Source organism: Pectobacterium quasiaquaticum (assembly GCF_014946775.2).
GTDB classification, from domain to species: Bacteria; Pseudomonadota; Gammaproteobacteria; order Enterobacterales; family Enterobacteriaceae; genus Pectobacterium; species Pectobacterium aquaticum.
The window spans coordinates 3,137,138-3,157,982 of the sequence record NZ_CP065177.1 but is presented as its reverse complement, the minus strand read 5'-3'; the positions used below and the strand labels follow the sequence as shown (position 1 = coordinate 3,157,982).

Sequence of the window (20,845 nt, the reverse complement as noted above, 5' to 3'; positions counted from 1 at the left end):
AAGAAGTGAACAAGTAATAAAGAGTAAGGCTCCGCAGGGGAGCCTTACTCTATGATGAAGCGATGAGCTGACAACATCACTCGGCAGCATAGCCCTGTGGCGGGATGCGAACGCTGTCCAGCCAGGCTTCATTATCCCGCATCACCAGTCTGCCGTTCAGGAACCAGTTGATGACCATTGGATAAATCGTGTGCTCGTGCGTCTTTACGCGCTCGCTCAGGCTTTCTTCCGTGTCGTCATTGAATACAGGCACTTTCGCTTGCAGAATCAGTGGGCCGCCGTCCAGTTCATCGGTGACGAAATGGACGGATGTCCCATGTTCCCGATCGCCATTTTCCAGCGCCTTGCGGTGTGTATGCAGGCCGGGATATTTGGGCAGCAGAGAAGGATGAATGTTCAGCATTTTGCCGGCAAACTGGGCAACAAATTCTGGGCTAAGAATCCGCATGTAACCTGCCAGAACCACCAGCGCCGGCTCATATTGCTCAATTTCATTTGCCAGTGCGGCATCAAATGCGGCGCGGTCGGCAAAGTCTTCAGGATTCAGGACGCACGTAGGAATATCCGCATCCTGTGCGCGTTCTAGCCCGTAAGCCTCCGCATTATTACTGAATACGGCGACGATCTTTCCTTTAAGGCGTCCGTTCTTACAGGCGTCAATCAACGCCTGTAAGTTGCTTCCATGACCTGAAATCAGCACAACGATGTTTTTCATCAGTTAATAACCACTGCGTCTCCGGCATCGGTTTGAGTAATGACGCCGATTTTCCATGCGTTTTCGCCGCTGCTGTTGAGTAATGCAACGGCCTCGTCTGCCTGTTCGGCTGGCAGTGCGATGATCATACCAACACCGCAGTTGAAAGTACGATACATTTCGTGACGGCTGACATTACCTGCCTGTTGCAGCCAGTTGAAAACGGCAGGCCATTGCCAACTGGATTCGTCGATCGTCGCCTGCATGCCTTCTGGCAGTACGCGTGGGATATTTTCCCAGAAGCCGCCGCCGGTCAGGTGAGAAATGGCGTGGACATCGACTTTCTCAATCAGGGACAGTATAGATTTCACGTAGATTTTGGTCGGGGCCAGCAGGTGATCGGCCAGTGATTTACCTTCCAGCTCGAACTGCTCTGGATCGGTTTTGCTGACTTCGAGCACTTTGCGCACCAGCGAATAGCCGTTTGAATGCGGGCCGCTGGAAGCGAGGGCAACCAGAACATCGCCGTTCTGAACTTTGCTGCCGTCAATAATTTCTGATTTTTCTACCACACCGACGCAGAAGCCAGCAACGTCGTAGTCTTCGCCGTGATACATACCCGGCATTTCGGCGGTTTCACCACCGACCAGCGCACAGCCTGATTGCTTACAGCCTTCCGCGATACCGGTAATCACACTGGCTGCGGTGTCAACATCCAGCTTGCCTGTAGCGTAATAGTCGAGGAAGAACAGCGGTTCAGCGCCCTGAACGACCAGATCGTTCACACACATCGCAACCAGATCGATACCAATGGTATCGTGGCGTTTCAGGTCCATCGCCAGGCGCAGTTTGGTGCCGACTCCGTCAGTGCCGGAAACCAGAATCGGTTCGCGGTATTTTTGCGGTAAGGCGCACAAGGCACCGAAACCACCCAATCCACCCATAACTTCCGGGCGACGGGTCTGTTTCACTACACCTTTGATACGGTCTACCAATGCATTACCCGCATCGATATCCACGCCTGCGTCTTTATAGCTGAGAGAGGTTTTGTCGGTCACTGCTGAGTCCCCACGAAGGTTACGGGTCGTATTCAGAAAACACGGTATTTAGAAAACATACTGTGGTAAAAATAATGCGCGCTAATTCTAACAGTGTAGGCAATCGTTTGCGAGTGATGAGTCATCGGCTGGCTATTTTTCGTTAATGGCGACAATTTCTTTCCTCGGTTGATCTGGATCAGGCTTAATCATATGGCGCTAAGTAAAAAAGGCGGTATAATCCCGCGATTTTTTTTACGACGGGCTCTCATGCCCGCCGCCCTGCGGGCCGCCGCAAGCGGTGTTTAAAAACGCGCTTGGCGTTTTTGTCCGTCCACTTAGCCGATGGGGAGATAATGATGAAGATCGTCGAGGTGAAACACCCACTCGTCAAACACAAACTGGGTTTGATGCGTGAGAACGATATTAGCACGAAGCGTTTTCGTGAGCTGGCTTCCGAAGTGGGAAGTTTGCTGACTTACGAAGCGACGGCTGACCTGGCAACCGAAAAAGTCACCATTGATGGTTGGTGCGGTCCGGTTGAAGTCGATCAGATCAAAGGCAAGAAAATTACCGTCGTACCGATTCTGCGTGCAGGGTTGGGGATGATGGACGGCGTGCTGGAAAATGTGCCTAGCGCGCGTATCAGCGTTGTCGGCATATACCGTGATGAAGAGACGCTGGAGCCTGTTCCTTATTTCCAGAAGCTGGTTTCCAATATCGAAGAGCGCATGGCGCTGGTGGTTGACCCCATGCTGGCAACCGGTGGCTCAATGATTGCGACGATCGATCTGCTGAAAAAAGCAGGTTGTCACAGCATTAAGGTACTGGTATTGGTCGCGGCGCCAGAAGGGATTGCCGCACTGGAAAAAGCCCACCCAGATGTCGAACTTTACACGGCATCCATCGATAAAGGCCTCAACGAGCAGGGCTACATCATGCCGGGTCTGGGTGATGCGGGCGATAAAATATTTGGTACTAAATAACAGGTAAGCCGACTTATAGTCGGCTTTTTTTTGGCGCAAGGATACCCGTCATACTTCAAGCTGCTTGTGCGTTGGCCGCCCTTACTCACTCCAGTCACTTACTTGTGTAAGCTCTTGGAGATTCGTGCGGTTGCCGCCTTCACGCAACTCGAATTATTTAGGGTATCGGTATTGCCTATGGTGTGCCACGGCCTGTGTTACGTCACACGCAGTTCTTTTATACATCAGCAGTCAACATGTTCCTGCTTCACTACGGTGGGGTTGGATGAGTTTGGCTGTCATAAGAAGTGTGGGTATACCTGCACACATAAATAGCAACACTAGATAACAACACTACAGAGGATATTGAAGATGACTCGTCGCGCCATCGGGGTAAGTGAACGACCACCCTTGTTACAAACCATCCCGTTGAGTTTCCAGCATCTGTTCGCGATGTTTGGCGCTACCGTTCTGGTACCCATTCTGTTCAAGATCAATCCGGCAACCGTACTGTTATTCAACGGTGTAGGTACGCTGCTTTATTTATTCATTTGTAAGGGCAAAATCCCGGCGTATTTGGGGTCGAGCTTCGCGTTTATTTCCCCGGTTTTGCTGCTGTTGCCGCTGGGGTATGAAGTTGCACTGGGTGGCTTCATCATGTGTGGCGTGTTGTTCTGTCTGGTGGCGCTGATTGTTAAGAAAGCGGGCACCGGCTGGCTGAATGTGCTGTTTCCGCCTGCGGCGATGGGGGCGATTGTCGCCGTTATCGGTCTTGAACTGGCGGGTGTCGCAGCGGGAATGGCTGGGTTGCTGCCTGCCGATGGCACTTCTGTCGATTCTACCGCGGTGACGATTTCACTGGCGACGCTGGCAATCACCATTCTGGGCTCGGTGCTGTTTCGCGGCTTTCTGGCGATCATCCCGATTCTGATCGGGGTACTGGCTGGCTATGCGCTGTCGTTCGCGCTAGGCGTGGTGGATTTGACTCCGATTCGTGAAGCGCACTGGTTCGCGATGCCGACATTCTATACGCCACGTTTTGAGTGGTTTGCCATTCTGGCGATTCTGCCTGCGGCGCTGGTGGTGATCGCGGAACACGTTGGTCACCTGGTGGTGACGGCGAATATCGTGAAGAAAGATCTAATGCGTGAACCGGGGCTGCACCGCTCTATGTTCGCCAACGGCATTTCTACTGTGCTGTCTGGCTTCTTCGGTTCCACACCGAACACAACCTACGGTGAAAACATCGGCGTGCTGGCGATTACCAAAGTGTACAGCACCTGGGTGATCGGCGGTGCGGCGATCCTGGCGATTCTGCTTTCCTGCGTGGGCAAACTGGCAGCGGCGATTCAGGCTGTACCGGTCCCTGTTATGGGCGGCGTGTCGCTGCTGCTGTACGGCGTAATTGGTGCATCCGGTATTCGCGTGCTGATTGAATCCAAAGTGGATTACAACAAAGCGCAGAACCTGATCCTGACCTCCGTGATTCTGATCATCGGCGTCAGCGGTGCGAAAGTGCATCTGGGCTCGACCGAATTGAAGGGCATGGCGCTGGCGACGGTTGTTGGTATCGGCATGAGTCTGGTGTTTAAGGTCATCAGCCTGTTCCGCAAAGAGGAAGAGATCCTCGATGCGCCGGAAGAGAACGACGCGCGTTCATAACCGCGTCATTCCTCCCCTGTTGAGGCCGTGCGTATCGCGTCCTCAACAGGGGCCGGTTTCTGTGATAAACTCGATCCGTTTCCTGCCCGTTTTGCTTGAGGTGATTCTGAACACGCCGGCACAGCTTTCATTGCCACTCTACTTACCCGATGACGAAACATTTGCCAGTTTCTATCCGGGTGAAAACGCGTCTCTTCTTGCCGCCGTCAATAATGCTTTGTATCAGGAGCATGGTAGCTACATCTATTTCTGGTCACGCGAAGGGGGCGGGCGCAGCCATCTGCTGCATGCTGCCTGCGCCGAATTGTCGCGTCAGGAACGTGCGGTGGGCTATGTGCCGCTGGATAAACGTGCCTACTTTGTACCCGATGTGCTGGAAGGGATGGAGCAACTGGCGCTGGTGTGTATCGATAACATCGAATCTATCGCGGGCGATGAAGAGTGGGAAATGGCGGTGTTTAATCTGTATAACCGCATTCAGGAAACAGGGCGTGCTCGGCTGTTGATTACTGGCGATCGTCCGCCACGCCAGTTGAATTTACGTCTGCCCGATCTGGCTTCTCGCCTTGATTGGGGACAAATCTACAAGCTGCAGCCGCTGTCGGATGACGAAAAAGGGGAAGCGCTACAGCTGCGTGCCAGATTGCGCGGGTTCGAATTGCCGGAAGACGTCAGCCGGTTTCTGCTTAAGCGTCTGGATCGGGAAATGCGCACGTTATTTATGACGCTCGATCAGCTTGACCACGCTTCCATTACCGCCCAGCGCAAGCTGACCATTCCTTTTGTGAAAGAGATCCTCGGGCTGTAGTTGACGATCGTTATTAACGATCGTCGTTGAGGATCGCTTACGGCTATCGTTTTACCTACAACTACAGTATTTCCAGCACCTGTTCCGGCGGACGACCAATACGTGCCTGACCCTGTGCCACGACGATAGGTCGCTCGATGAGCTTAGGATTGTCGATCATCGCCTGAATCAGCTGCGCTTCCGTTAGCGCGGCGTCGGACAGCCCCAACTGCTGATAACTCTCTTCTTTGGTTCTCATCAACTCGCGTGCGCTGTTGAAGCCCAATTGTTGAATAAGCTGAGCCAGCGTCGCGGCATCGGGCGGCGTGTCGAGATAGAGCACGACGTCGGGCGTGACATGGTGTTCCTGCAACAGCGCCAGCGTTTCACGGCTCTTGGAGCAGCGCGGGTTGTGGTAAATCGTCACGGCTGGTTTGGGTGAATAAAGTTGAGTTGGAGATTGTGTCATCGTTATGCTCCTTATCAGGATTTCTGGTACTGGCGGAAGCGCTGCTGCAACTGGCGGAGCTGGTCAATGCGGGCGTCGTAACGCGCCTGTTCCAGACTCCCCAATTTTACCAGTGAACTCGCGTTGCTCAGTAACCGAATAGATTGATCGAGCTGACCGCTGAGGGCCAGACTCTCCGCTCGCGCGGCCAGTTCTTCTGCCCGCTGTCCTTGTGCTGCTGCGGCTTGTGCCAGCAGATCCCAGCCGTTCGAATCGTCAGGGTGCGCATAGGTGTAGCGATACAGTATTTTGCTGGCGGCAGCAGGTTGTTTCCCTTCTACATAAGCATTCGCCAGATTAAGCTGAAGTACCGGGTTCGCCTGCATTCCAGGCACGTTTTGTAAACGGGCGATAGCCTGTGTCGCGCGGCTTTGTCCCAGATCGATATCAGTCATCATATCCAGAAACCACGGATTTTCAGGCGCGCTGCTTAGCAGCGGTTGCAGCGCATTACGGGCTTCATCGTACTTCTTCGCCTGATAAAGCTGTATCGCGCGGCCATATTTCGCGGCCAGTTGCTCCCGCACATTGCCTTTTTCCCATTGCTCCAGCAGATCGTTGTTCAGCGGTCGTTCCGGTGATCCATACATGCCAAAGGTGCGTATTTTGGCGAACAGGAAATCCTGAGAAGATTGCACTGGCGTTGAGCGCATCTGGTTGGCGCGGTTGCGGGCATCGGACAGGCGGCTTTCCGGCAAGGGGTGAGTCAGCAACATTTCCGGCGGTCTGGAGGCATAGCGAGATTGATCCGCCAGCTTTTGCAGGAAATTCGGCATGGCCTGAGGATCAAAGCCCGCGCGCTGCAACACCTGAATACCGATGCGGTCTGCTTCCTGTTCATTCGACTGAGTGAACGTAATCATGCCCTGCTGCGCGCCCGCCAGTGTGCCGCTGAGTGCCGCCATTCCCAACTGTGGGTTGGCCATCGCCAGAAGAATAGAACCGAGCGCGCCGACCCAGGTGAGCGGAGCGCTACGCTGCTGGGATTCCATGCTGCGTGCCAGATGGCGCTGGGTAACGTGAGAGATTTCATGCGCCAGCACCGAAGCTAGCTCGCTTTCGCTATCGGCATAGCGGAACAGCGCGGAATGCAGCACTACGTTGCCGCCGAAGAAGGCGAAGGCATTGATGTCGTCATTGCGGATTAGGTAAAAATGGAACGGTGTACGCACCGAATCAGCCTGTTTGACCAATCTGTTACCGAGCTGATTAATGTAATTGGACAGCAGCGGATCGTTGATAAGCGGCGCACCCGCCCGCAGTTGGCGGACGTAAAAATCGCCCATCGCCAGCTCCTGATTGATACTGAGCGTTCCGCCTGCGGTGGTGCCGATATCCGGCAGCCGATCCTGCGTGTCGGCTTGAACAAGGGGCAGGTTGCCAGCCAATAGCGCCCCAAACAGGACGGACATGACCGTTTTTCTTAACCGAATAGACATAACGGAAGATAACCTTATCAACAGCTAACGTGAAAACATTCTGCTGACTATCTTAGCCAGCGATGGCAGACAAAGAAATGCCCGAGCGGGAAAAACGTGGTTAAGAGAGAGAATGGCAGGAAAAACCGGCACGTATGACGGTGCCGGTGGACGAGCTGAAAACTGCGAATCAGGCGTTTTTCAGATAATCGAGAACGATGTCGTGGTGGTTGCTGGTTTTGAAGTCGTCAAAAACCTTCTCTACCTTGCCGTTTTCGTCGATCAAGAAGCTGATGCGATGAATACCGTCATAGGTTTTCCCCATGAAGGTTTTTTCTCCCCAAACACCAAATCCTTCTGAAACCTGATGATCCTCATCAGAAAGCAGCGTGAAATTTAAGACTTCTTTCTCGACAAAGCGGGACAGCTTTTCTGATTTGTCCGTGCTAATACCGAGAACTTCAACGCCATGTTTTTTCAAATCGTCCATATTATCGCGCAGTCCGCAAGCCTGAACGGTGCATCCTGGCGTCATCGCTTTAGGGTAGAAATACACCAACACTTTCTGTCCCTGGAAGTCGGTTAAATTTACTTGTTCGCCATCTTGGTCGGGCAAGCTAAATTTCGGTGCAATATCACCGGCTTTCAGTGTGTTCATCACGACTCTCCGTCTTGTGTCTCTTCATGCTGTGGATATACCCATGCTATTTGCAATAATAATGGCAACGTTATGCTAGTGGGCATAGTTAACGACGCTAATACTGCCTTGTGCGTGCAATTCTGTACATAGCTGATGAAAGGCTGGCTCAATAATTGAGCTATCAAGCGTGGCCGAACTGTGCGCGGCAATCTGAATATACAACTGCGGCGGCTTGTCACCCTCGGCAGGCTGGGTTTTGGAAACCAGCTCAGCAATGTTTAACTGGTGAGAATCGAACAAATCAGTAAAACGCTCGATGATGTGAGGGGAGTCGGCAACGTCAACCTTCACCCAGACAGTAGAGGGCGTCGGCTGGCTAGCCTGTGATTCCGTCCGCTTCATCACGATCAGCAGATCCATCTCTGCGCCTTTCAGCGGCAGGGTTGATTCGATCAGCGTTATCGCGTTCCAGCTACCGGACAGTAACATAATGAAGGTGAACTCTTTGCCCAGCATGGCAAGACGGCTATCTTCGATATTGCAGCCACAGCTGCTGACGTGGCGGGTAATCGCATTGACAATACCAGGGCGATCCACCCCCAGTGCGGTAATAACCAGATAGTATTCTTGTGAGCTTGGCAACATCATGCTTCCTGTCTTTTTTCCCATGAATACATGGTAAACATAAAAAATTGCTTGGAGCAATTTTTAACGCCGCTCGCGGCGGCCCGAAGGGCGGTGGGCAGAGATAGCCCACCGTAAAAAACGGGAGCAATGTTGGCTATCCTTACTAGCCTATTTCCCAAAAACATCAGAAGCATTTTTAATTTCGTTTACTGCGTCATAAAAAAACCTGCGTCAGGCACCTACAACGCCCTTGTCCGCTTGCTTTTGCATAGAAGTCAAAAGTACCATGAAGCACTTGTTTGTGGAGGGGATGGCCAATGTTTACGGGAAGTATTGTTGCGCTAGTTACGCCGATGGACGCCAAAGGCGCCGTCGATCGGGCGAGCTTGAAAAAACTGATTGATTATCATGTCGCTAGCGGTACATCGGCGATTGTCTCTGTCGGCACAACGGGGGAATCCGCCACGCTGAGTCACGACGAGCATGGCGATGTCGTGTTGCTGACGCTGGAACTGAGCGACGGACGTATTCCTGTCATCGCTGGAACCGGTGCGAATGCTACCGCTGAAGGCGTTTCACTGACTAAACGCTTCCATGGCACCGGTGTTGTTGGCTGCCTGACGGTTACACCGTACTACAATAAACCGACGCAGGAAGGCCTGTACCAGCACTTCAAAGCGATTGCCGAGCATACCGATCTGCCGCAAATCCTGTATAACGTACCTTCCCGCACCGGCTGCGACATGCTGCCGGAAACCGTTGCCCGTTTGTCCGAAGTGAAAAATATTGTCGCAATTAAAGAAGCGACGGGGAACTTAAGTCGGGTAAGCCAGATCCAAGAGCTGGTTAGTGAAGACTTCATTTTGCTGAGCGGCGATGACGCCAGCGGTCTGGACTTTATGCAACTCGGTGGTAACGGTGTGATTTCCGTAACGGCGAACATTGCTGCGCGTGAAATGGCGGAACTTTGCAAGCTGGCTGCGCAGGGCAATTTTGTTGAAGCGCGTCGTTTGAATCAGCGCCTGATGCCACTGCATCAAAAATTATTTGTTGAACCCAATCCTATTCCGGTGAAGTGGGCCTGTAAGGAATTGGGACTCATGGCGACCGATACGCTGCGCCTGCCGCTGACACCGCTGACCGATGCAGGTCGTACGGTGATGGGGCAAGCACTTAAGCAAGCGGGTTTGCTGTAATCGTTAGGGAGATTTAATGAGTTATTCATTACAAAAGTCGATGGTGGCGAAAGTTGTTGGCATATCACTCGTGATGTTGCTGGCGGCTTGTTCCAGCGATCAGCGCTATAAGCGCCAGGTCAGTGGCGATGAATCCTATCTGAAGGCACCGGCGCTACACGCGCTGAATACGCCTGCCGGGATGATTTTACCGGTACAGAACGGGGATTATGATATACCGCCAGTGACCCTAAATGGTGCGGTCGGCAAAGAGCTGGATATTCGTCCTCCCGTGCAGCCATTGGCTTTGTTGAATGGTTCCCGTACCCAGACCTCAGGAGATACGGCAACGCTGTTGTTAGAAAACAGTGCGCAAAACAGCCAGCTCTGGTCTCAGGTTATCCGCGTGTTGCAAGACAAAGCGTTCACCATTGCCAGCCGTCAGGATGCCAACCAAACGCTGACGACCGACTGGATCTCATGGCCGCGTGAAGATGAAGATGTCCCATATCAGGGGCGTTATCAGATCTCCGTGCAGCAGCAGGGCTATCAGGTCGCACTGGTCGTGAAACTGATCGGATTACAGCTGAACGGTCAGCCGGTGACGGCGGGCGATCAGACTCAGCGCTACACCGGCCTGATGCTGAATGCGCTCAGTAATGGTCTGGACTCTCAGGCAACCGAACGTGAAAACGCGCTGGCAAACCGCACTATTGGTTCGCTGGATGTGCAGAGCGGGGCGGATGACACTGGCCTGCCACTGTTGATTGTACGTGGCCCGTATACCGTGGTGTGGGATCGTCTGCCTGTCGCGTTGGACAAAATCGGCATGAAGGTTAACGATCGCAGCCGTCCGCAGGGTTCTGTCTCCGTGACGTATCGTGCACCGAGCGGTGGAACCTGGGATGACCTGGGTGCGAAAAACCCTGAACTGCCTAACGGCGATTACAAATTGCAGGTCGGCGATTTAGATAACCGCAGCAGTCTGCAATTTATCGACTCCAAAGGGCATACGCTAACCCAGTCTCAGAACGATGCACTGGTGGCCGTATTCCAGGCGGCGTTCAGTAAATAACGCATAAATAAACCAAGGGTCGGATTATCCGGCCCTTCTTCATTCAACAATCTCTACCCGAATTGACGGGCGCTATCGGCAACCGTTCGGGGAAGCGTTAAATATCGGGTCGTACTTGTTGACCCTCACTGTGTGGAGTAATTAAAGATGCAAAAGCTAGCTGAGCTGTATCGTGGAAAGGCGAAAACCGTCTACACCACCGAAGATCCCGATCTACTGGTGCTGGAGTTCCGCAATGATACATCAGCAGGAGACGGTGCACGCATTGAGCAGTTTGACCGTAAAGGAATGGTGAATAACAAATTCAACCATTTCATCATGAGCAAACTGGAAGAAGCTGGAATCCCAACGCAAATGGTGAGCTTGCTGTCTGACAATGAAGTGTTGGTTAAGAAACTGGACATGGTGCCGGTCGAGTGTGTCGTGCGCAACCGCGCGGCGGGATCGTTGGTAAAACGTCTGGGTATCGAAGAAGGCATCGAGCTGAACCCGCCGTTGTTCGATCTGTTCCTGAAAAACGATGAGATGCATGACCCGATGGTGAACGAATCTTACTGCAAGACGTTCGGCTGGGTGAATGAAGAGAATCTGGCTCGCATGAAAGAGCTGAGCTACAAGGCGAACGACGTGCTGAGCAAACTGTTTGGCGACGCTGGGCTGATTCTGGTCGATTTCAAGCTGGAGTTCGGTCTGTTTAAAGGTGAAGTTGTGCTGGGTGATGAGTTCTCACCAGACGGTAGCCGCCTGTGGGACAAAGAAACGCTGAACAAAATGGATAAAGACCGTTTCCGTCAGAGCCTCGGTGGCTTGATTGAAGCGTATGAAGAAGTTGCGCACCGTATTGGCGTAAAATTAGACTAACTGCGCAATCGTTTACGTTCAGGTCGCCGGTCGGCTATAGGCTGACGGCCTGAATGTTTTGCCCATTTCTCTCTCGAAAAGCTGCCTTTCTATTCTCGTCTCAGCCCGAATGATTTGCTCACTTGGCCCTTACTTCGATTCCTGCCACTGACCCTGATTAATGCTATTATCGCGGTTTGCTTAACGCACAACCTGACGACTTTCGACAGATTCGCATCCATGACCTATCTCGATCCAACATTGTTAATCCTGCTCGTCCTGGCGGGGCTGGGTATCATCAGTCACAACATGACTGTCACGCTGGCAATTCTGGTTCTGCTGGCGATACGTATCACACCGTTGAACAGCTATTTTCCGTGGGTGGAAAAATACGGCCTGAGCATCGGTATCGTCATTCTGACGATTGGCGTGATGGCACCGATTGCCAGCGGAAAAATTACCGCCAGTGAAGTCATGCATTCCTTCCTGCACTGGAAATCTCTGTTGGCGATTCTCATTGGCGTTGCCGTGTCCTGGCTTGGCGGACGCGGCGTGTCGCTGATGAGCAATCAACCCTCTGTGGTTGCGGGGCTGCTGGTGGGTACGGTCATGGGCGTGGCGCTGTTTCGCGGCGTTCCCGTTGGTCCGCTGATCGCCGCAGGGCTGCTTTCCCTGCTGATTGGCAAGACCTGATTGATTCGGCGCGTGTGATGATGTTGCATGATTTTCTCCACAGCCAGCGCCAGCAGCAGCGCTATGGCGTCCGGCGATTGCTGGTATTGAGCGGCGAACCGAGCTGGTGTGAAGAACAGGCGCTAACCCTTAGCCGCCAATCGTCTGGCGACTGGCTGTGGATCGGCGAGTCCGCGTCTGATTCCGTCACCGTGCTGCCAACCAGTCGAGTGCGGACGCTGCTGGGTCGGGAGTTTCTTCACGCGGTGTTTGATGCGCGCAAAGGCGTGGACGTCGAAGCGCTGGCGATGCTATCAGGCACGCTACAGGCCGGTAGCTGGCTGATTATGCTGGTGCCGTCGTGGCAGACATGGCTGACGCTGCCGGATGAAGATAGCCTGCGCTGGAGTGAACAAGACCAGCCGATTGCTACCCCGCACTTTATCCAGCATTTTCAACGCCAGCTGTTGGCCGATGAGGATGTGGTGCTCTGGCAGCAGGATCAGGAAGTCGTGATTCGGCCACTGGCCGCGCGATCGGACTGGCAGCCTGCGAACGGTGAACCGACAACGCAACAGCAGCAGATTTTGCATGAGCTGAATGCCGCAGAATCTGGTGTGTTTGTGATTACCGCACCGCGCGGGCGGGGGAAATCAGCGCTGGCGGGAATGCTGACTCAGCGTAGTCGGGGTGCCTGCTGGATTACCGCACCTTCCCGTGCCGCGGCGGAGATTCTGCAACAGCACGCACGTACCGAGACGCAGTTCTGGGCACCGGATGCGCTGCTGGCACACTGCCGCCTTCATGGCGCACCCAATGTCGACTGGCTGTTAATTGATGAAGCGGCGGCGATTCCGTCTTCCGTGCTCTCCGCGCTGTTACCGTATTTTCCCCGCATTCTGATGACCACGACGGTACAGGGGTACGAAGGCACCGGACGGGGATTTCTGCTGAAATTTTGTGCGATGCTGCCGCAGTGGCGGGCGTTTACGCTGGACGATCCGCTGCGCTGGGTCGCGAACGATCCGCTGGAACGGGTGTTGGATCAGGCGCTGCTATTCAACGAGCCCGACGCGTTTCAGTCCCCGCCACAGCCCGATCGACCTATTCCCTCTTCTACGCTGGAAAGTCGAATCGAACGTGCCGACGACTGGCTAATACACCCTGAGCGTCTGGCATGGTGCTACGCGCTTTTGTGCAGCGCGCATTACCGTACTTCGCCATTGGATTTGCGCCGCCTGATGGATGCGCCGGGTATGCATATTGCCAGCGCACAGATGGCGGGCGAGATGTGTGGTGTGCTGTGGCTGGTGGAAGAAGGCGGACTGTCGGACTCGCTGGCTCATGAGGTGTGGGCAGGACGGCGACGCCCGCGCGGTAATCTGGTGGCGCAGTCGCTAGCGGCACACGCTGGTTTATGGCATGCGCCGATGCTGCGTGCACGCCGCGTGAGCCGGATTGCAGTGGCATCGACATACCGCCGACAAGGTATTGGTCGTGCGCTTATTGCAGAACAGCGGCGTGAGGCACAGCGACAAGCGTTGGATTACCTGTCGGTTAGCTTCGGTTATCAGCCAGAATTGTGGGCGTTCTGGCAGTCGTGTGGGTTTCAACTGGTGCGTATTGGCAGCCATCTTGAAGCCAGCAGCGGCTGTTACAGCGCGATGGCGGTGCTGCCGCTGAGTGAAGCAGGGCATAGACTGGCGGAGCAGGGAAGTCAGCAATTGGCGCGTGACTGGCATTGGTTACAGCGCTTGATTCCACTTAACCTCGTACTGCCGCAGACAGAAAGCATGGCGTTGAATGAAGACGACTGGCGTGAACTGGCAGGTTTTGCGTTTGCGCATCGGCCGATGGAGGCCAGCTTCGCCGCGCTTTGCCGCCTGTTGGTTCACACCGCATTGCCGCTGCCTGCGCTACGCCTGCTGGCGGAAAAACCGGGTGAAAGCGAGCAGATAGCCATGATGCTGGGGCTTACTGGCAAAAAAGCGCTCCTGAGGCGTTGGCGTGAAGAAGCCGCCAGTGCGCTGCTCGATCTCGATGCGCAACGGTGCCGTGGATGGGTTTCCCAAATTTTGTGAAATCTGATAAGTTGTAAGAATCACTCTGTGCCTTTCAGGATAAGCCAATGCTGGAATTACGCCCCAACTGTGAGCAGTGCGATTGTGATTTGCCGCCGGATGCTGAAACATATATCTGTTCCTATGAGTGTACGTTCTGTCCTGACTGTGCCGATTCTGTCTTTCACCACGCCTGCCCGAACTGCGGCGGTGAACTGGTTAAACGGCCTGTGCGTCCAACACGCTGTCTGGTGAACGATCCGGCTTCAACGATCCGTATTATCAAACCGCATTGACAGGGAGGGGCGAGCATCTCTGTCTGTCGTTGCAAAAAATGGAACATCTCGTTCAGTAATTCCCGATTTCTCCTGTTAGTGCACGGCGTATAGTGAGAACTAACCGTACTTTATGACGAATATCGGCAGGTGACGCCTTCGGCGAATGCCTTCAGGAGAGAAACGTGAATCAAGATTATGTTGTTGTTCAGCAGCCTTCGGAAGCAAATCGGTTAATCTTGCTGTTTCATGGCGTGGGCGATACCGCCGCAGGCATGGCACAGATTGGGCGCTATTTTGCCGCCGCATTGCCGCAGGCGATGGTGATCAGCATTGCTGGACCGTTCAGCAGCGGCTATGGCGACGGGCGGCAGTGGTTCTCTGTTCAAGGTGTCACGGAAGAGAATCGGTTATCTCGTATTGAAGCAAACTTGCCGCGTTTTATTGAGACGGTGCGCCATTGGCAGGTGCAAAGCGGCGTGAGCGCGGAACAAATCGTGCTGGTGGGCTTCTCGCAAGGCAGCATTATGTCACTGGAGGCGTTGAAGTCTGAATCCTCGCTGGCTGGGCACATTATTGCGTTCAGCGGTCGCTTTGCTGTGCTGCCAGAAAAAGCCTTTGCTGATGTTGCGGTGCACCTGATTCACGGTGAAGCGGATGGCGTGATTGTGGTTGGACATGCGTATGCTGCCGCGCAGCGCTTTCAGGAACTGGGTACGTCATTTACGTTGGATGTTGCGCCCGCTGTCGGGCACGGCATTGATGAACGGATGCTGAAGCAGGCGCTGGCCTATCTGAAGTAAGCGTATATTCCATCAGATTATCTTCTTGGTTATTCCTGATATGGCAGCGTTCGTTATCATTACGTATGGTGTGTGAAATGAATTTTCGGCGCTGCCGTTATTCAAATAAGAGGACATATTTTATGGAATGAGAATTTATCCATATGAAAAATAATATAGTCCATATCAGGGTGTTAAATAATATAGGCAATGTTTTTATTTGTGTTGAGTGTTCAATATTTATCTTATTTTTTCAGATATAAATATCGCATCCTTATGGAAAAAGAGGGTGTGCCATGTTTAAACGTATTAAAGTCATTACCATCCTTGTTATCTTATTATTTGTGCTGGGAATATCTCAATTTTTAACCGGTGCGCTATCCGTTCGTGCATTGACTAATGACAGAGACGGATTCCTAGTTTCCCAACGCTCTAACCAGAATGTAGCGGCCTTTACTGATGCATGGATTATGATGAATCAGACGCGCATCGCTATCGGTTCTATTATACAAAACATGATGATGGGGAATGCGGATAAAGAGGCTATGCAGGTTCTTTTACAGCAAGCAAAATCGCAATTGGCCGCCTCAGAGAGTAGTTATAAACACTATTTGTCTCTGCCTAATACGCCCGGGTTGGATGAAGCATTATCCAAAAAACTTGAGGCGAGCTATACCGCTTACGACAAGCTACTGAATGATATTGTGGATTCGCTTTCCGGTGGTTTAGCGGGGGCGGCGATGAAATTGAGTAGCGGTGCCACGCCGCTGAATGTGGCCATGCAGGACGCCTATATTACGTGGCGAGCGGCACAAAACCAGCTATCGGATGACGGGCTACAGGAAAACCACGCCGCATTTGAAACGATGCTGTGGCTTCTGGGCGCACTTTCCGTTGTCGTCGTGCTAGTGATTATCCTCAGTTGGATCGGGTTACAGCGTATTCTTTTGCATCCGCTGCGTACGCTCATGCAGCATATCAGCGCGATTGCCGAAGGCAATCTGACACATCCTATTGATACGGCTGGGCGAAATGAGATGAGCCAGCTTGCGGCGGGGCTACATCATATGCAGCAATCATTAATCCGCACCGTGAGTCTGGTGCGCGACAGCTCCCACTCCATCCACGCTGGGGCCAGTGAAATCTCGGTGGGCAGCAACGATCTGTCTTCGCGCACGGAGCAGCAGGCTGCATCGCTACAGGAAACCGCGGCCAGCATGGAGCAACTGACCTCAACGGTGAAGCAGAACTCAGACAATGCGCGTCAGGCTACGCTGCTGGCAAAAAATGCGTCGGAGACGGCCAATAAAGGCGGTACTGTCGTCGACAATGTTGTGAAGACGATGAATGAGATCGCCGACAGTTCACAAAAAATCGCCCACATTACCAGCGTGATTGATAGCATCGCCTTCCAAACCAATATTCTGGCGCTGAATGCGGCAGTAGAGGCGGCGCGTGCCGGGGAGCAAGGTCGAGGCTTTGCCGTGGTGGCGGGGGAAGTACGAACGCTGGCACAGCGCAGTGCTCAGGCTGCCAAAGAGATCAAATCGCTGATTGATGATTCGGTTAGCCGCACCAATATCGGCTCTTTGCAGGTAAAAGACGCGGGTGACACGATGAAAGAAATCGTTGGGGCTGTGAATCGGGTGACGGATATTATGGGGGAAATCGCGTCGGCATCCGATGAGCAAAGCCGCGGGATCGATCAGGTTGGTCAGGCGGTCAATGAAATGGATCGTGTCACTCAGCAAAACGCCTCGCTGGTAGAAGAATCCGCGTCTGCTGCGGCGGCATTGGAAGAGCAGGCCAGATATTTACAGAATGCGGTGGCGGTGTTCAAGCTTGATCAAGCCGCAGCGCAGGAACATCGTGCCGAGAGCGTACCTTCGCTTGCTGCATTACCAAAATCACTGTTACCTAAACCCGCTCATGCTGGGTCATCGAATGCAAATTGGGAAACGTTTTAGCTGACGAGAGCGTTTTAATGAAAGTGTAATTATCCAAACCGCCTGCCGCGCGGTGCTTAGCTCGTGTGCAGGCGGTTTGACGATGATAGGTGTCAGGGTTTTTTCTTCGGCCAGTCTTCGTCTTCTTCCTTGTCCCACTTGTCGTTGTTGTCACGGTGCGGGGGCAATTTCGGTTTATTGAGCAGAAAACGCGTATGGTCAACGTTGCGCAATTCTTTGATGCCGTTAATCAGCATGCCTATCAGGACAATCAGAATTATCCACCAGTAATCAGCCAGCCATGCCATGGTTACGCCTCATCAACATTATGAATATAACGGGTAAACAGCTGCGGCAAGTTCTGGCTGAGCCAGGGGTAGCCTGCAATGTCTTCATCTTGCCAGGCGGCAAGAATGAGGTCGGGTGTTAGCAGTTCTTCCGCATACTGTGCGAGTGGATAATAGCTGATATGCCAGAGTTCGGCTGCGACACCGCCGAGATCGTGCGCATAAGGTCGATAAAAACCGTATTCATGCATGTGCGCACTCAGCCACATATTCAGTGCAGCAAAGTAACCGCCTTCTTCATATTCCCACGGCTCCAACTGGAGCGAACGGCCTGCGGGTAATAAATCGGGATCGTAGATATCGAGATCGCTGCCCCAATGGTGGCGGCTGGAACCGGGCATAGCGGACCAGCGCAGAATCGCTTCACAGCGCTCGCCTTCGTCCAGAGAGTGCACGTCCAGCGGCTGGCTGTTGGCATCCATGACGGGCCGCTCGCCGCGAAATTTGCCATTCCAGATCTGACGCTGGCGCTCGAAGTCACGAAACGTGCTAGCGGGTTGTAGGTTAAATCCCGCCGTTTTTGCCGCCTGCTGTAGCGCCAGAAACGCGGTTACCGCCTCCGGTTGAAGACGATGATGACCCTGTAAAGCGACCAGATGTTGATCGCTTTTACCGGTTAACGTAGCTGGCGTCATCATGCGATGAGCTGCTCCATAATGCGCTGGTACATGCGGCTCAGCAGTTGCAGGTCTGCCGCGCTGACGCATTCATCCACTTTATGGATCGTGGCGTTCACGGGTCCCAGTTCAACGACCTGTGCGCCCATGCGGGCAATGAAACGGCCATCGGAGGTGCCGCCGGTGGTCAGCAGCTCTGGGGTAACCTCGTTGTAATGTTTAACGGCATTCACCACAGCATCGACCAGTTCGCCGCGTGCGGTCAGGAATGGCTGGCCGGAGAGCTTCCAGTCGATGGTGTAATTAAGCTGGTGGCGATCCAGTAATTCCGCCACGCGTTGCTGGATTAACACATCTGTCAATTCGGTGCTGAAGCGGAAATTGAACTGCACAAATAACTCGCCGGGGATGACGTTATTGCTGCCGGTGCCTGCCTGAATATTGGCGATTTGCATCGTGGTCGGTGGGAAGAAGGTGTTGCCCTGATCCCACTCGGTGGCGATCAGCTCGTTAAGCGCCGGTGCTGCGCGATGAACGGGATTGTCCGCCAGATGAGGATAAGCCACGTGCCCTTGCACGCCGTGTACGCGGAGATTCGCGGTGATAGAACCACGACGGCCATTTTTGACCACATCACCCACAACATGCGTACTGGAAGGCTCGCCGACCAGACAGTAGTCCAATCGCTCGTTACGTGCCATCAGCGCCTCAACCACTTTTACGGTGCCATTAACGGCGCTGGCTTCTTCGTCCGCGGTAATCAGGAACGCCAGACGCCCTTGATGATTAGGGTGGGTGGCGACAAAACGCTCGGCGGCAATTACCATTGCCGCCAGTGAACCTTTCATGTCAGCGGCGCCGCGACCATACAGCATGCCGTCACGAATGATGGGGTCAAACGGTGGATGCTGCCAGTGGCTTTCATCACCGCTGGGAACCACATCGGTGTGTCCGGCGAAGGCCAGCGTTTTCCCTGTGCCGCGCCATGCCCAGAAATTCTGGGTATCGCCAAAATCCATCGCTTCGACGGTAAAGCCAATCGCCGTCAGGCGTTCAATCATGAGCGCTTGGCAACCCTCGTCATTCGGGCTGAGGGAAGGGCGTTTAATTAACTGTTGAGCGAGTTCTATGACTGGGCAAGACACGTTATTTGTTCTCCGCAATAAATTTCTGGTAGCTGTCGATACTGAAGCCAAGCAGCGCGTGGCCGTCATCGGTCATCAGTAACGGCCGTTTAATCACCGCTGGCTGCTCCAGCATTAAGTTTTTGGCTGCCTCTGCGCTGTCGCTGGTATCGCTGTTGATCCGTTCACGCAGGTCTTCGCTGAGTTTACGCCAGGTGGTTCCGCGTGTGTTGAGTAAGACCTGAAACCCCAGTTGGTCGATAAAACGCTGTAGCAACTGTTCATCCAGACCGTCGGCACGGTAATCATGGAAGCGATACACCACCTGTTGATCGTCCAGCCAACGGCGCGCTTTCTTTATAGTGTCACAGTTTTTGATACCATACATGGTCAGCGTCATAGGGATAAAATCCTTTCTGCTTATTGGGTTGCATGACGATTGCTGTGCAGGACAGTACTGCCTGACTGAGCCTAATCGTGCGATAGCCCAGCATGCCGAAAAAAGGCGGGGAGATCTACTGTGAACTGTGTAGCAGAAATAAATATTAGTACGCTTTTTATACTGCCACGGTACTTTCACTTGATTAAAAAATATGCGTATAATACGTCGCTGTTAATCACCAAGAGGTTCGTATGGTAGAAGTAGAAGTGAGTACTTGGAAAGATTTTATTGAAACAATGCTACGTAAATAATAACGAGAAGTACTGTTAGTCATTCCATACCAGGAATAAAATCATGTGAAAAAGCAGTATTGGGTCTCTCAATACTGCTTTTTTTCTTTGTGAAAAGGGGAAACTTGAGTGAATAAAAGAGGCTATTATTAGTTTGCGTATGAATTTTATTTTATCGAATTAATTCATAGTCATGACTGGTTAAGCGCAAATTTCGCAGCGGCAATCGCGTGGAGCCTGCTGGTATCAAAAAGAGGAACTTCCGCATCTTGGGCGCTGATTAATAACGGAATCTCCGTACACCCCAGAATGATGCCTTCTGCACCTTGCTGTTCAAGCTGCTGGATAATGTCCCTATAGACCTGCCGCGATGCGTCGTTAACGTTTCCCAGACACAGTTCATCGTAAATGATGCGATTAACGGATTCTTTTCCCTCATGGTCAGGAACTACCACCTCCATGCCAAATCGTTCCTGAATGCGTTTGCGATAGAAATCCTGCTCCATTGTGTAGCGGGTTCCAAGCAAACCGACTTTCTTCAATTTGTGCTGTTTCAGGCTGGCGCCAGTGGCATCGGCAATATGCAAAAGAGGAAGCTGGCAGGCGCGTTCAACGTCATCGGCCACTTTATGCATGGTGTTGGTACAGATGACGATCGCCTCTGCTCCCGCCTGACGTAATCCTACTGCGATATTGCTGAGTACAGCGGCTGACTGCTCCCAATCACCTTGTGACTGCAACCGTTCGATCTCGTGGAAATCGACGCTGTGCAGGATGATTTTTGCTGAGTGCAGGCCGCCAAGTTGGCTTTTCACATACTCGTTGATAATGCGGTAATACGGGATGGTAGATTCCCAACTCATGCCCCCGATCAGACCCAGCGTTTTGCTTACCATGATGCTTTCCTTCATATCGTAAAAAG

General features: G+C 53.0%; 23 protein-coding genes. 12 read left to right on the top strand and 11 right to left on the bottom strand.

What is annotated here, in order from left to right; translation table 11 throughout:
- Nucleotides 1–76 precede the first annotated feature (76 nt).
- Both purN and purM read right to left on the bottom strand, forming a co-directional pair.
- Nucleotides 77–715, bottom strand: a complete 639-nt coding sequence (purN, locus tag IG609_RS14500) for a phosphoribosylglycinamide formyltransferase (protein ID WP_193397508.1) — start codon at nt 713–715, stop codon at nt 77–79.
- The gene (gene purM, locus IG609_RS14495; RefSeq protein WP_010286490.1) at nt 715–1,752 is read right to left on the bottom strand and encodes a phosphoribosylformylglycinamidine cyclo-ligase; all 1,038 of its coding nucleotides are present in this window, start codon (nt 1,750–1,752) and stop codon (nt 715–717) included. Before purM ends, purN begins: the two co-directional genes overlap by 1 nt.
- 338 nt (nt 1,753–2,090) lie before the next feature.
- Here purM and upp point away from each other — a divergent pair, with 338 nt between their 5' ends.
- The 3 genes from upp to hda all read left to right on the top strand — a co-directional run bounded on the left by upp (nt 2,091) and on the right by hda (nt 5,166).
- Nucleotides 2,091–2,717, top strand: a complete 627-nt coding sequence (gene upp, locus IG609_RS14490) for a uracil phosphoribosyltransferase (protein ID WP_010307474.1) — start codon at nt 2,091–2,093, stop codon at nt 2,715–2,717.
- Between the two features lie 351 nt (nt 2,718–3,068).
- The gene (uraA, locus tag IG609_RS14485; protein WP_010286494.1) at nt 3,069–4,358 is read left to right on the top strand and encodes a uracil permease; all 1,290 of its coding nucleotides are present in this window, start codon (nt 3,069–3,071) and stop codon (nt 4,356–4,358) included.
- A gap of 100 nt (nt 4,359–4,458) precedes the next feature.
- On the top strand, nt 4,459–5,166 hold the full coding sequence (hda, locus tag IG609_RS14480; protein WP_005976214.1) for a DnaA inactivator Hda: 708 nt from the start codon (nt 4,459–4,461) through the stop codon (nt 5,164–5,166).
- A 61-nt stretch (nt 5,167–5,227) separates the two neighbouring features.
- Here hda and arsC read toward each other — a convergent pair whose 3' ends face one another.
- The 4 genes from arsC to IG609_RS14460 form a co-directional block, all read right to left on the bottom strand.
- Nucleotides 5,228–5,614: an arsenate reductase (glutaredoxin) gene (gene arsC / locus IG609_RS14475; protein ID WP_193400105.1), complete on the bottom strand. Its 387-nt coding sequence runs from the start codon at nt 5,612–5,614 to the stop codon at nt 5,228–5,230.
- 14 nt (nt 5,615–5,628) lie between these two features.
- Nucleotides 5,629–7,092, bottom strand: a complete 1,464-nt coding sequence (gene bepA, locus IG609_RS14470; protein WP_193397506.1) for a beta-barrel assembly-enhancing protease — start codon at nt 7,090–7,092, stop codon at nt 5,629–5,631.
- 169 nt (nt 7,093–7,261) lie between these two features.
- Entirely contained in the window at nt 7,262–7,729 is a 468-nt protein-coding gene (bcp, locus tag IG609_RS14465; protein WP_010286501.1) for a thioredoxin-dependent thiol peroxidase, read from the bottom strand.
- Nucleotides 7,730–7,804: 75 nt separating this feature from the next.
- A complete protein-coding gene (locus IG609_RS14460; protein WP_193397604.1) occupies nt 7,805–8,356 on the bottom strand; it encodes a glycine cleavage system transcriptional repressor in 552 nt (183 codons plus the stop codon).
- Nucleotides 8,357–8,655: 299 nt separating this feature from the next.
- On the opposite strand from IG609_RS14460, the gene dapA reads away from it, so the two are divergent.
- The 8 genes from dapA to IG609_RS14420 all read left to right on the top strand — a co-directional run bounded on the left by dapA (nt 8,656) and on the right by IG609_RS14420 (nt 17,184).
- Nucleotides 8,656–9,534 (top strand): 4-hydroxy-tetrahydrodipicolinate synthase, encoded by an 879-nt coding sequence (dapA, locus tag IG609_RS14455; protein WP_193397505.1) that lies wholly within the window; start codon nt 8,656–8,658, stop codon nt 9,532–9,534.
- A 16-nt stretch (nt 9,535–9,550) separates the two neighbouring features.
- Nucleotides 9,551–10,588: an outer membrane protein assembly factor BamC gene (bamC, locus tag IG609_RS14450; RefSeq protein ID WP_193397504.1), complete on the top strand. Its 1,038-nt coding sequence runs from the start codon at nt 9,551–9,553 to the stop codon at nt 10,586–10,588.
- Nucleotides 10,589–10,735: 147 nt separating this feature from the next.
- Nucleotides 10,736–11,449: a phosphoribosylaminoimidazolesuccinocarboxamide synthase gene (gene purC / locus IG609_RS14445; protein ID WP_010286515.1), complete on the top strand. Its 714-nt coding sequence runs from the start codon at nt 10,736–10,738 to the stop codon at nt 11,447–11,449.
- A gap of 219 nt (nt 11,450–11,668) precedes the next feature.
- Nucleotides 11,669–12,121: a DUF441 domain-containing protein gene (locus IG609_RS14440; protein WP_039482881.1), complete on the top strand. Its 453-nt coding sequence runs from the start codon at nt 11,669–11,671 to the stop codon at nt 12,119–12,121.
- A 17-nt stretch (nt 12,122–12,138) separates the two neighbouring features.
- Nucleotides 12,139–14,181, top strand: a complete 2,043-nt coding sequence (locus IG609_RS14435) for a tRNA(Met) cytidine acetyltransferase TmcA (protein ID WP_193400107.1) — start codon at nt 12,139–12,141, stop codon at nt 14,179–14,181.
- A gap of 47 nt (nt 14,182–14,228) precedes the next feature.
- Nucleotides 14,229–14,456 (top strand): DUF1272 domain-containing protein, encoded by a 228-nt coding sequence (locus IG609_RS14430; protein WP_193397502.1) that lies wholly within the window; start codon nt 14,229–14,231, stop codon nt 14,454–14,456.
- 164 nt (nt 14,457–14,620) lie between these two features.
- Nucleotides 14,621–15,238, top strand: coding sequence for an esterase (gene ypfH, locus IG609_RS14425; RefSeq protein ID WP_193397501.1), 618 nt, complete (start codon nt 14,621–14,623; stop codon nt 15,236–15,238).
- Nucleotides 15,239–15,513: 275 nt separating this feature from the next.
- Nucleotides 15,514–17,184 (top strand): methyl-accepting chemotaxis protein, encoded by a 1,671-nt coding sequence (locus tag IG609_RS14420; protein ID WP_193397500.1) that lies wholly within the window; start codon nt 15,514–15,516, stop codon nt 17,182–17,184.
- 92 nt (nt 17,185–17,276) lie between these two features.
- Here the strand turns inward: IG609_RS14420 and IG609_RS14415 are convergent, their stop codons facing one another.
- The 4 genes from IG609_RS14415 to IG609_RS14400 are packed head-to-tail and all read right to left on the bottom strand — an operon-like array spanning nt 17,277 to nt 19,651.
- Nucleotides 17,277–17,471 (bottom strand): YpfN family protein, encoded by a 195-nt coding sequence (locus IG609_RS14415; RefSeq protein ID WP_010309028.1) that lies wholly within the window; start codon nt 17,469–17,471, stop codon nt 17,277–17,279.
- A 2-nt stretch (nt 17,472–17,473) separates the two neighbouring features.
- A complete protein-coding gene (locus IG609_RS14410; RefSeq protein WP_193400108.1) occupies nt 17,474–18,148 on the bottom strand; it encodes a M15 family metallopeptidase in 675 nt (224 codons plus the stop codon).
- The gene (gene dapE / locus IG609_RS14405) at nt 18,145–19,272 is read right to left on the bottom strand and encodes a succinyl-diaminopimelate desuccinylase (protein ID WP_193397498.1); all 1,128 of its coding nucleotides are present in this window, start codon (nt 19,270–19,272) and stop codon (nt 18,145–18,147) included. The genes IG609_RS14410 and dapE overlap by 4 nt, the downstream gene beginning before the upstream one ends.
- 1 nt (nt 19,273) lies before the next feature.
- Nucleotides 19,274–19,651: an ArsC family reductase gene (locus tag IG609_RS14400; RefSeq protein WP_193397497.1), complete on the bottom strand. Its 378-nt coding sequence runs from the start codon at nt 19,649–19,651 to the stop codon at nt 19,274–19,276.
- Between the two features lie 233 nt (nt 19,652–19,884).
- Here IG609_RS14400 and ypfM point away from each other — a divergent pair, with 233 nt between their 5' ends.
- The gene (gene ypfM / locus IG609_RS20645; protein WP_145962348.1) at nt 19,885–19,944 is read left to right on the top strand and encodes a protein YpfM; all 60 of its coding nucleotides are present in this window, start codon (nt 19,885–19,887) and stop codon (nt 19,942–19,944) included.
- Between the two features lie 170 nt (nt 19,945–20,114).
- Here the strand turns inward: ypfM and IG609_RS14395 are convergent, their stop codons facing one another.
- Nucleotides 20,115–20,819 carry an aspartate/glutamate racemase family protein gene (locus IG609_RS14395; RefSeq protein WP_193397496.1) on the bottom strand — a complete coding sequence of 235 codons (705 nt, stop codon included), beginning with the start codon at nt 20,817–20,819 and terminating at the stop codon, nt 20,115–20,117.
- Nucleotides 20,820–20,845: the final 26 nt, after the last annotated feature.

What these genes read in the sequence shown, in the direction of transcription:
- purC (WP_010286515.1), top strand. Translation starts at nt 10,736, where the DNA reads ATGCAAAAGCTAGCTGAGCTGTATCGTGGAAAGGCGAAAACCGTCTAC.
- IG609_RS14440 (WP_039482881.1), top strand. Translation starts at nt 11,669, where the DNA reads ATGACCTATCTCGATCCAACATTGTTAATCCTGCTCGTCCTGGCGGGG.
- bepA (WP_193397506.1), bottom strand. Translation starts at nt 7,092, where the DNA reads ATGTCTATTCGGTTAAGAAAAACGGTCATGTCCGTCCTGTTTGGGGCG.
- IG609_RS14420 (WP_193397500.1), top strand. Translation starts at nt 15,514, where the DNA reads ATGTTTAAACGTATTAAAGTCATTACCATCCTTGTTATCTTATTATTT.
- IG609_RS14410 (WP_193400108.1), bottom strand. Translation starts at nt 18,148, where the DNA reads ATGATGACGCCAGCTACGTTAACCGGTAAAAGCGATCAACATCTGGTC.
- IG609_RS14395 (WP_193397496.1), bottom strand. Translation starts at nt 20,819, where the DNA reads ATGGTAAGCAAAACGCTGGGTCTGATCGGGGGCATGAGTTGGGAATCT.
- uraA (WP_010286494.1), top strand. Translation starts at nt 3,069, where the DNA reads ATGACTCGTCGCGCCATCGGGGTAAGTGAACGACCACCCTTGTTACAA.
- IG609_RS14460 (WP_193397604.1), bottom strand. Translation starts at nt 8,356, where the DNA reads ATGTTGCCAAGCTCACAAGAATACTATCTGGTTATTACCGCACTGGGG.
- dapA (WP_193397505.1), top strand. Translation starts at nt 8,656, where the DNA reads ATGTTTACGGGAAGTATTGTTGCGCTAGTTACGCCGATGGACGCCAAA.
- bamC (WP_193397504.1), top strand. Translation starts at nt 9,551, where the DNA reads ATGAGTTATTCATTACAAAAGTCGATGGTGGCGAAAGTTGTTGGCATA.
- arsC (WP_193400105.1), bottom strand. Translation starts at nt 5,614, where the DNA reads ATGACACAATCTCCAACTCAACTTTATTCACCCAAACCAGCCGTGACG.
- IG609_RS14400 (WP_193397497.1), bottom strand. Translation starts at nt 19,651, where the DNA reads ATGACGCTGACCATGTATGGTATCAAAAACTGTGACACTATAAAGAAA.
- purN (WP_193397508.1), bottom strand. Translation starts at nt 715, where the DNA reads ATGAAAAACATCGTTGTGCTGATTTCAGGTCATGGAAGCAACTTACAG.
- upp (WP_010307474.1), top strand. Translation starts at nt 2,091, where the DNA reads ATGAAGATCGTCGAGGTGAAACACCCACTCGTCAAACACAAACTGGGT.
- IG609_RS14415 (WP_010309028.1), bottom strand. Translation starts at nt 17,471, where the DNA reads ATGGCATGGCTGGCTGATTACTGGTGGATAATTCTGATTGTCCTGATA.
- bcp (WP_010286501.1), bottom strand. Translation starts at nt 7,729, where the DNA reads ATGAACACACTGAAAGCCGGTGATATTGCACCGAAATTTAGCTTGCCC.
- IG609_RS14430 (WP_193397502.1), top strand. Translation starts at nt 14,229, where the DNA reads ATGCTGGAATTACGCCCCAACTGTGAGCAGTGCGATTGTGATTTGCCG.
- IG609_RS14435 (WP_193400107.1), top strand. Translation starts at nt 12,139, where the DNA reads ATGATGTTGCATGATTTTCTCCACAGCCAGCGCCAGCAGCAGCGCTAT.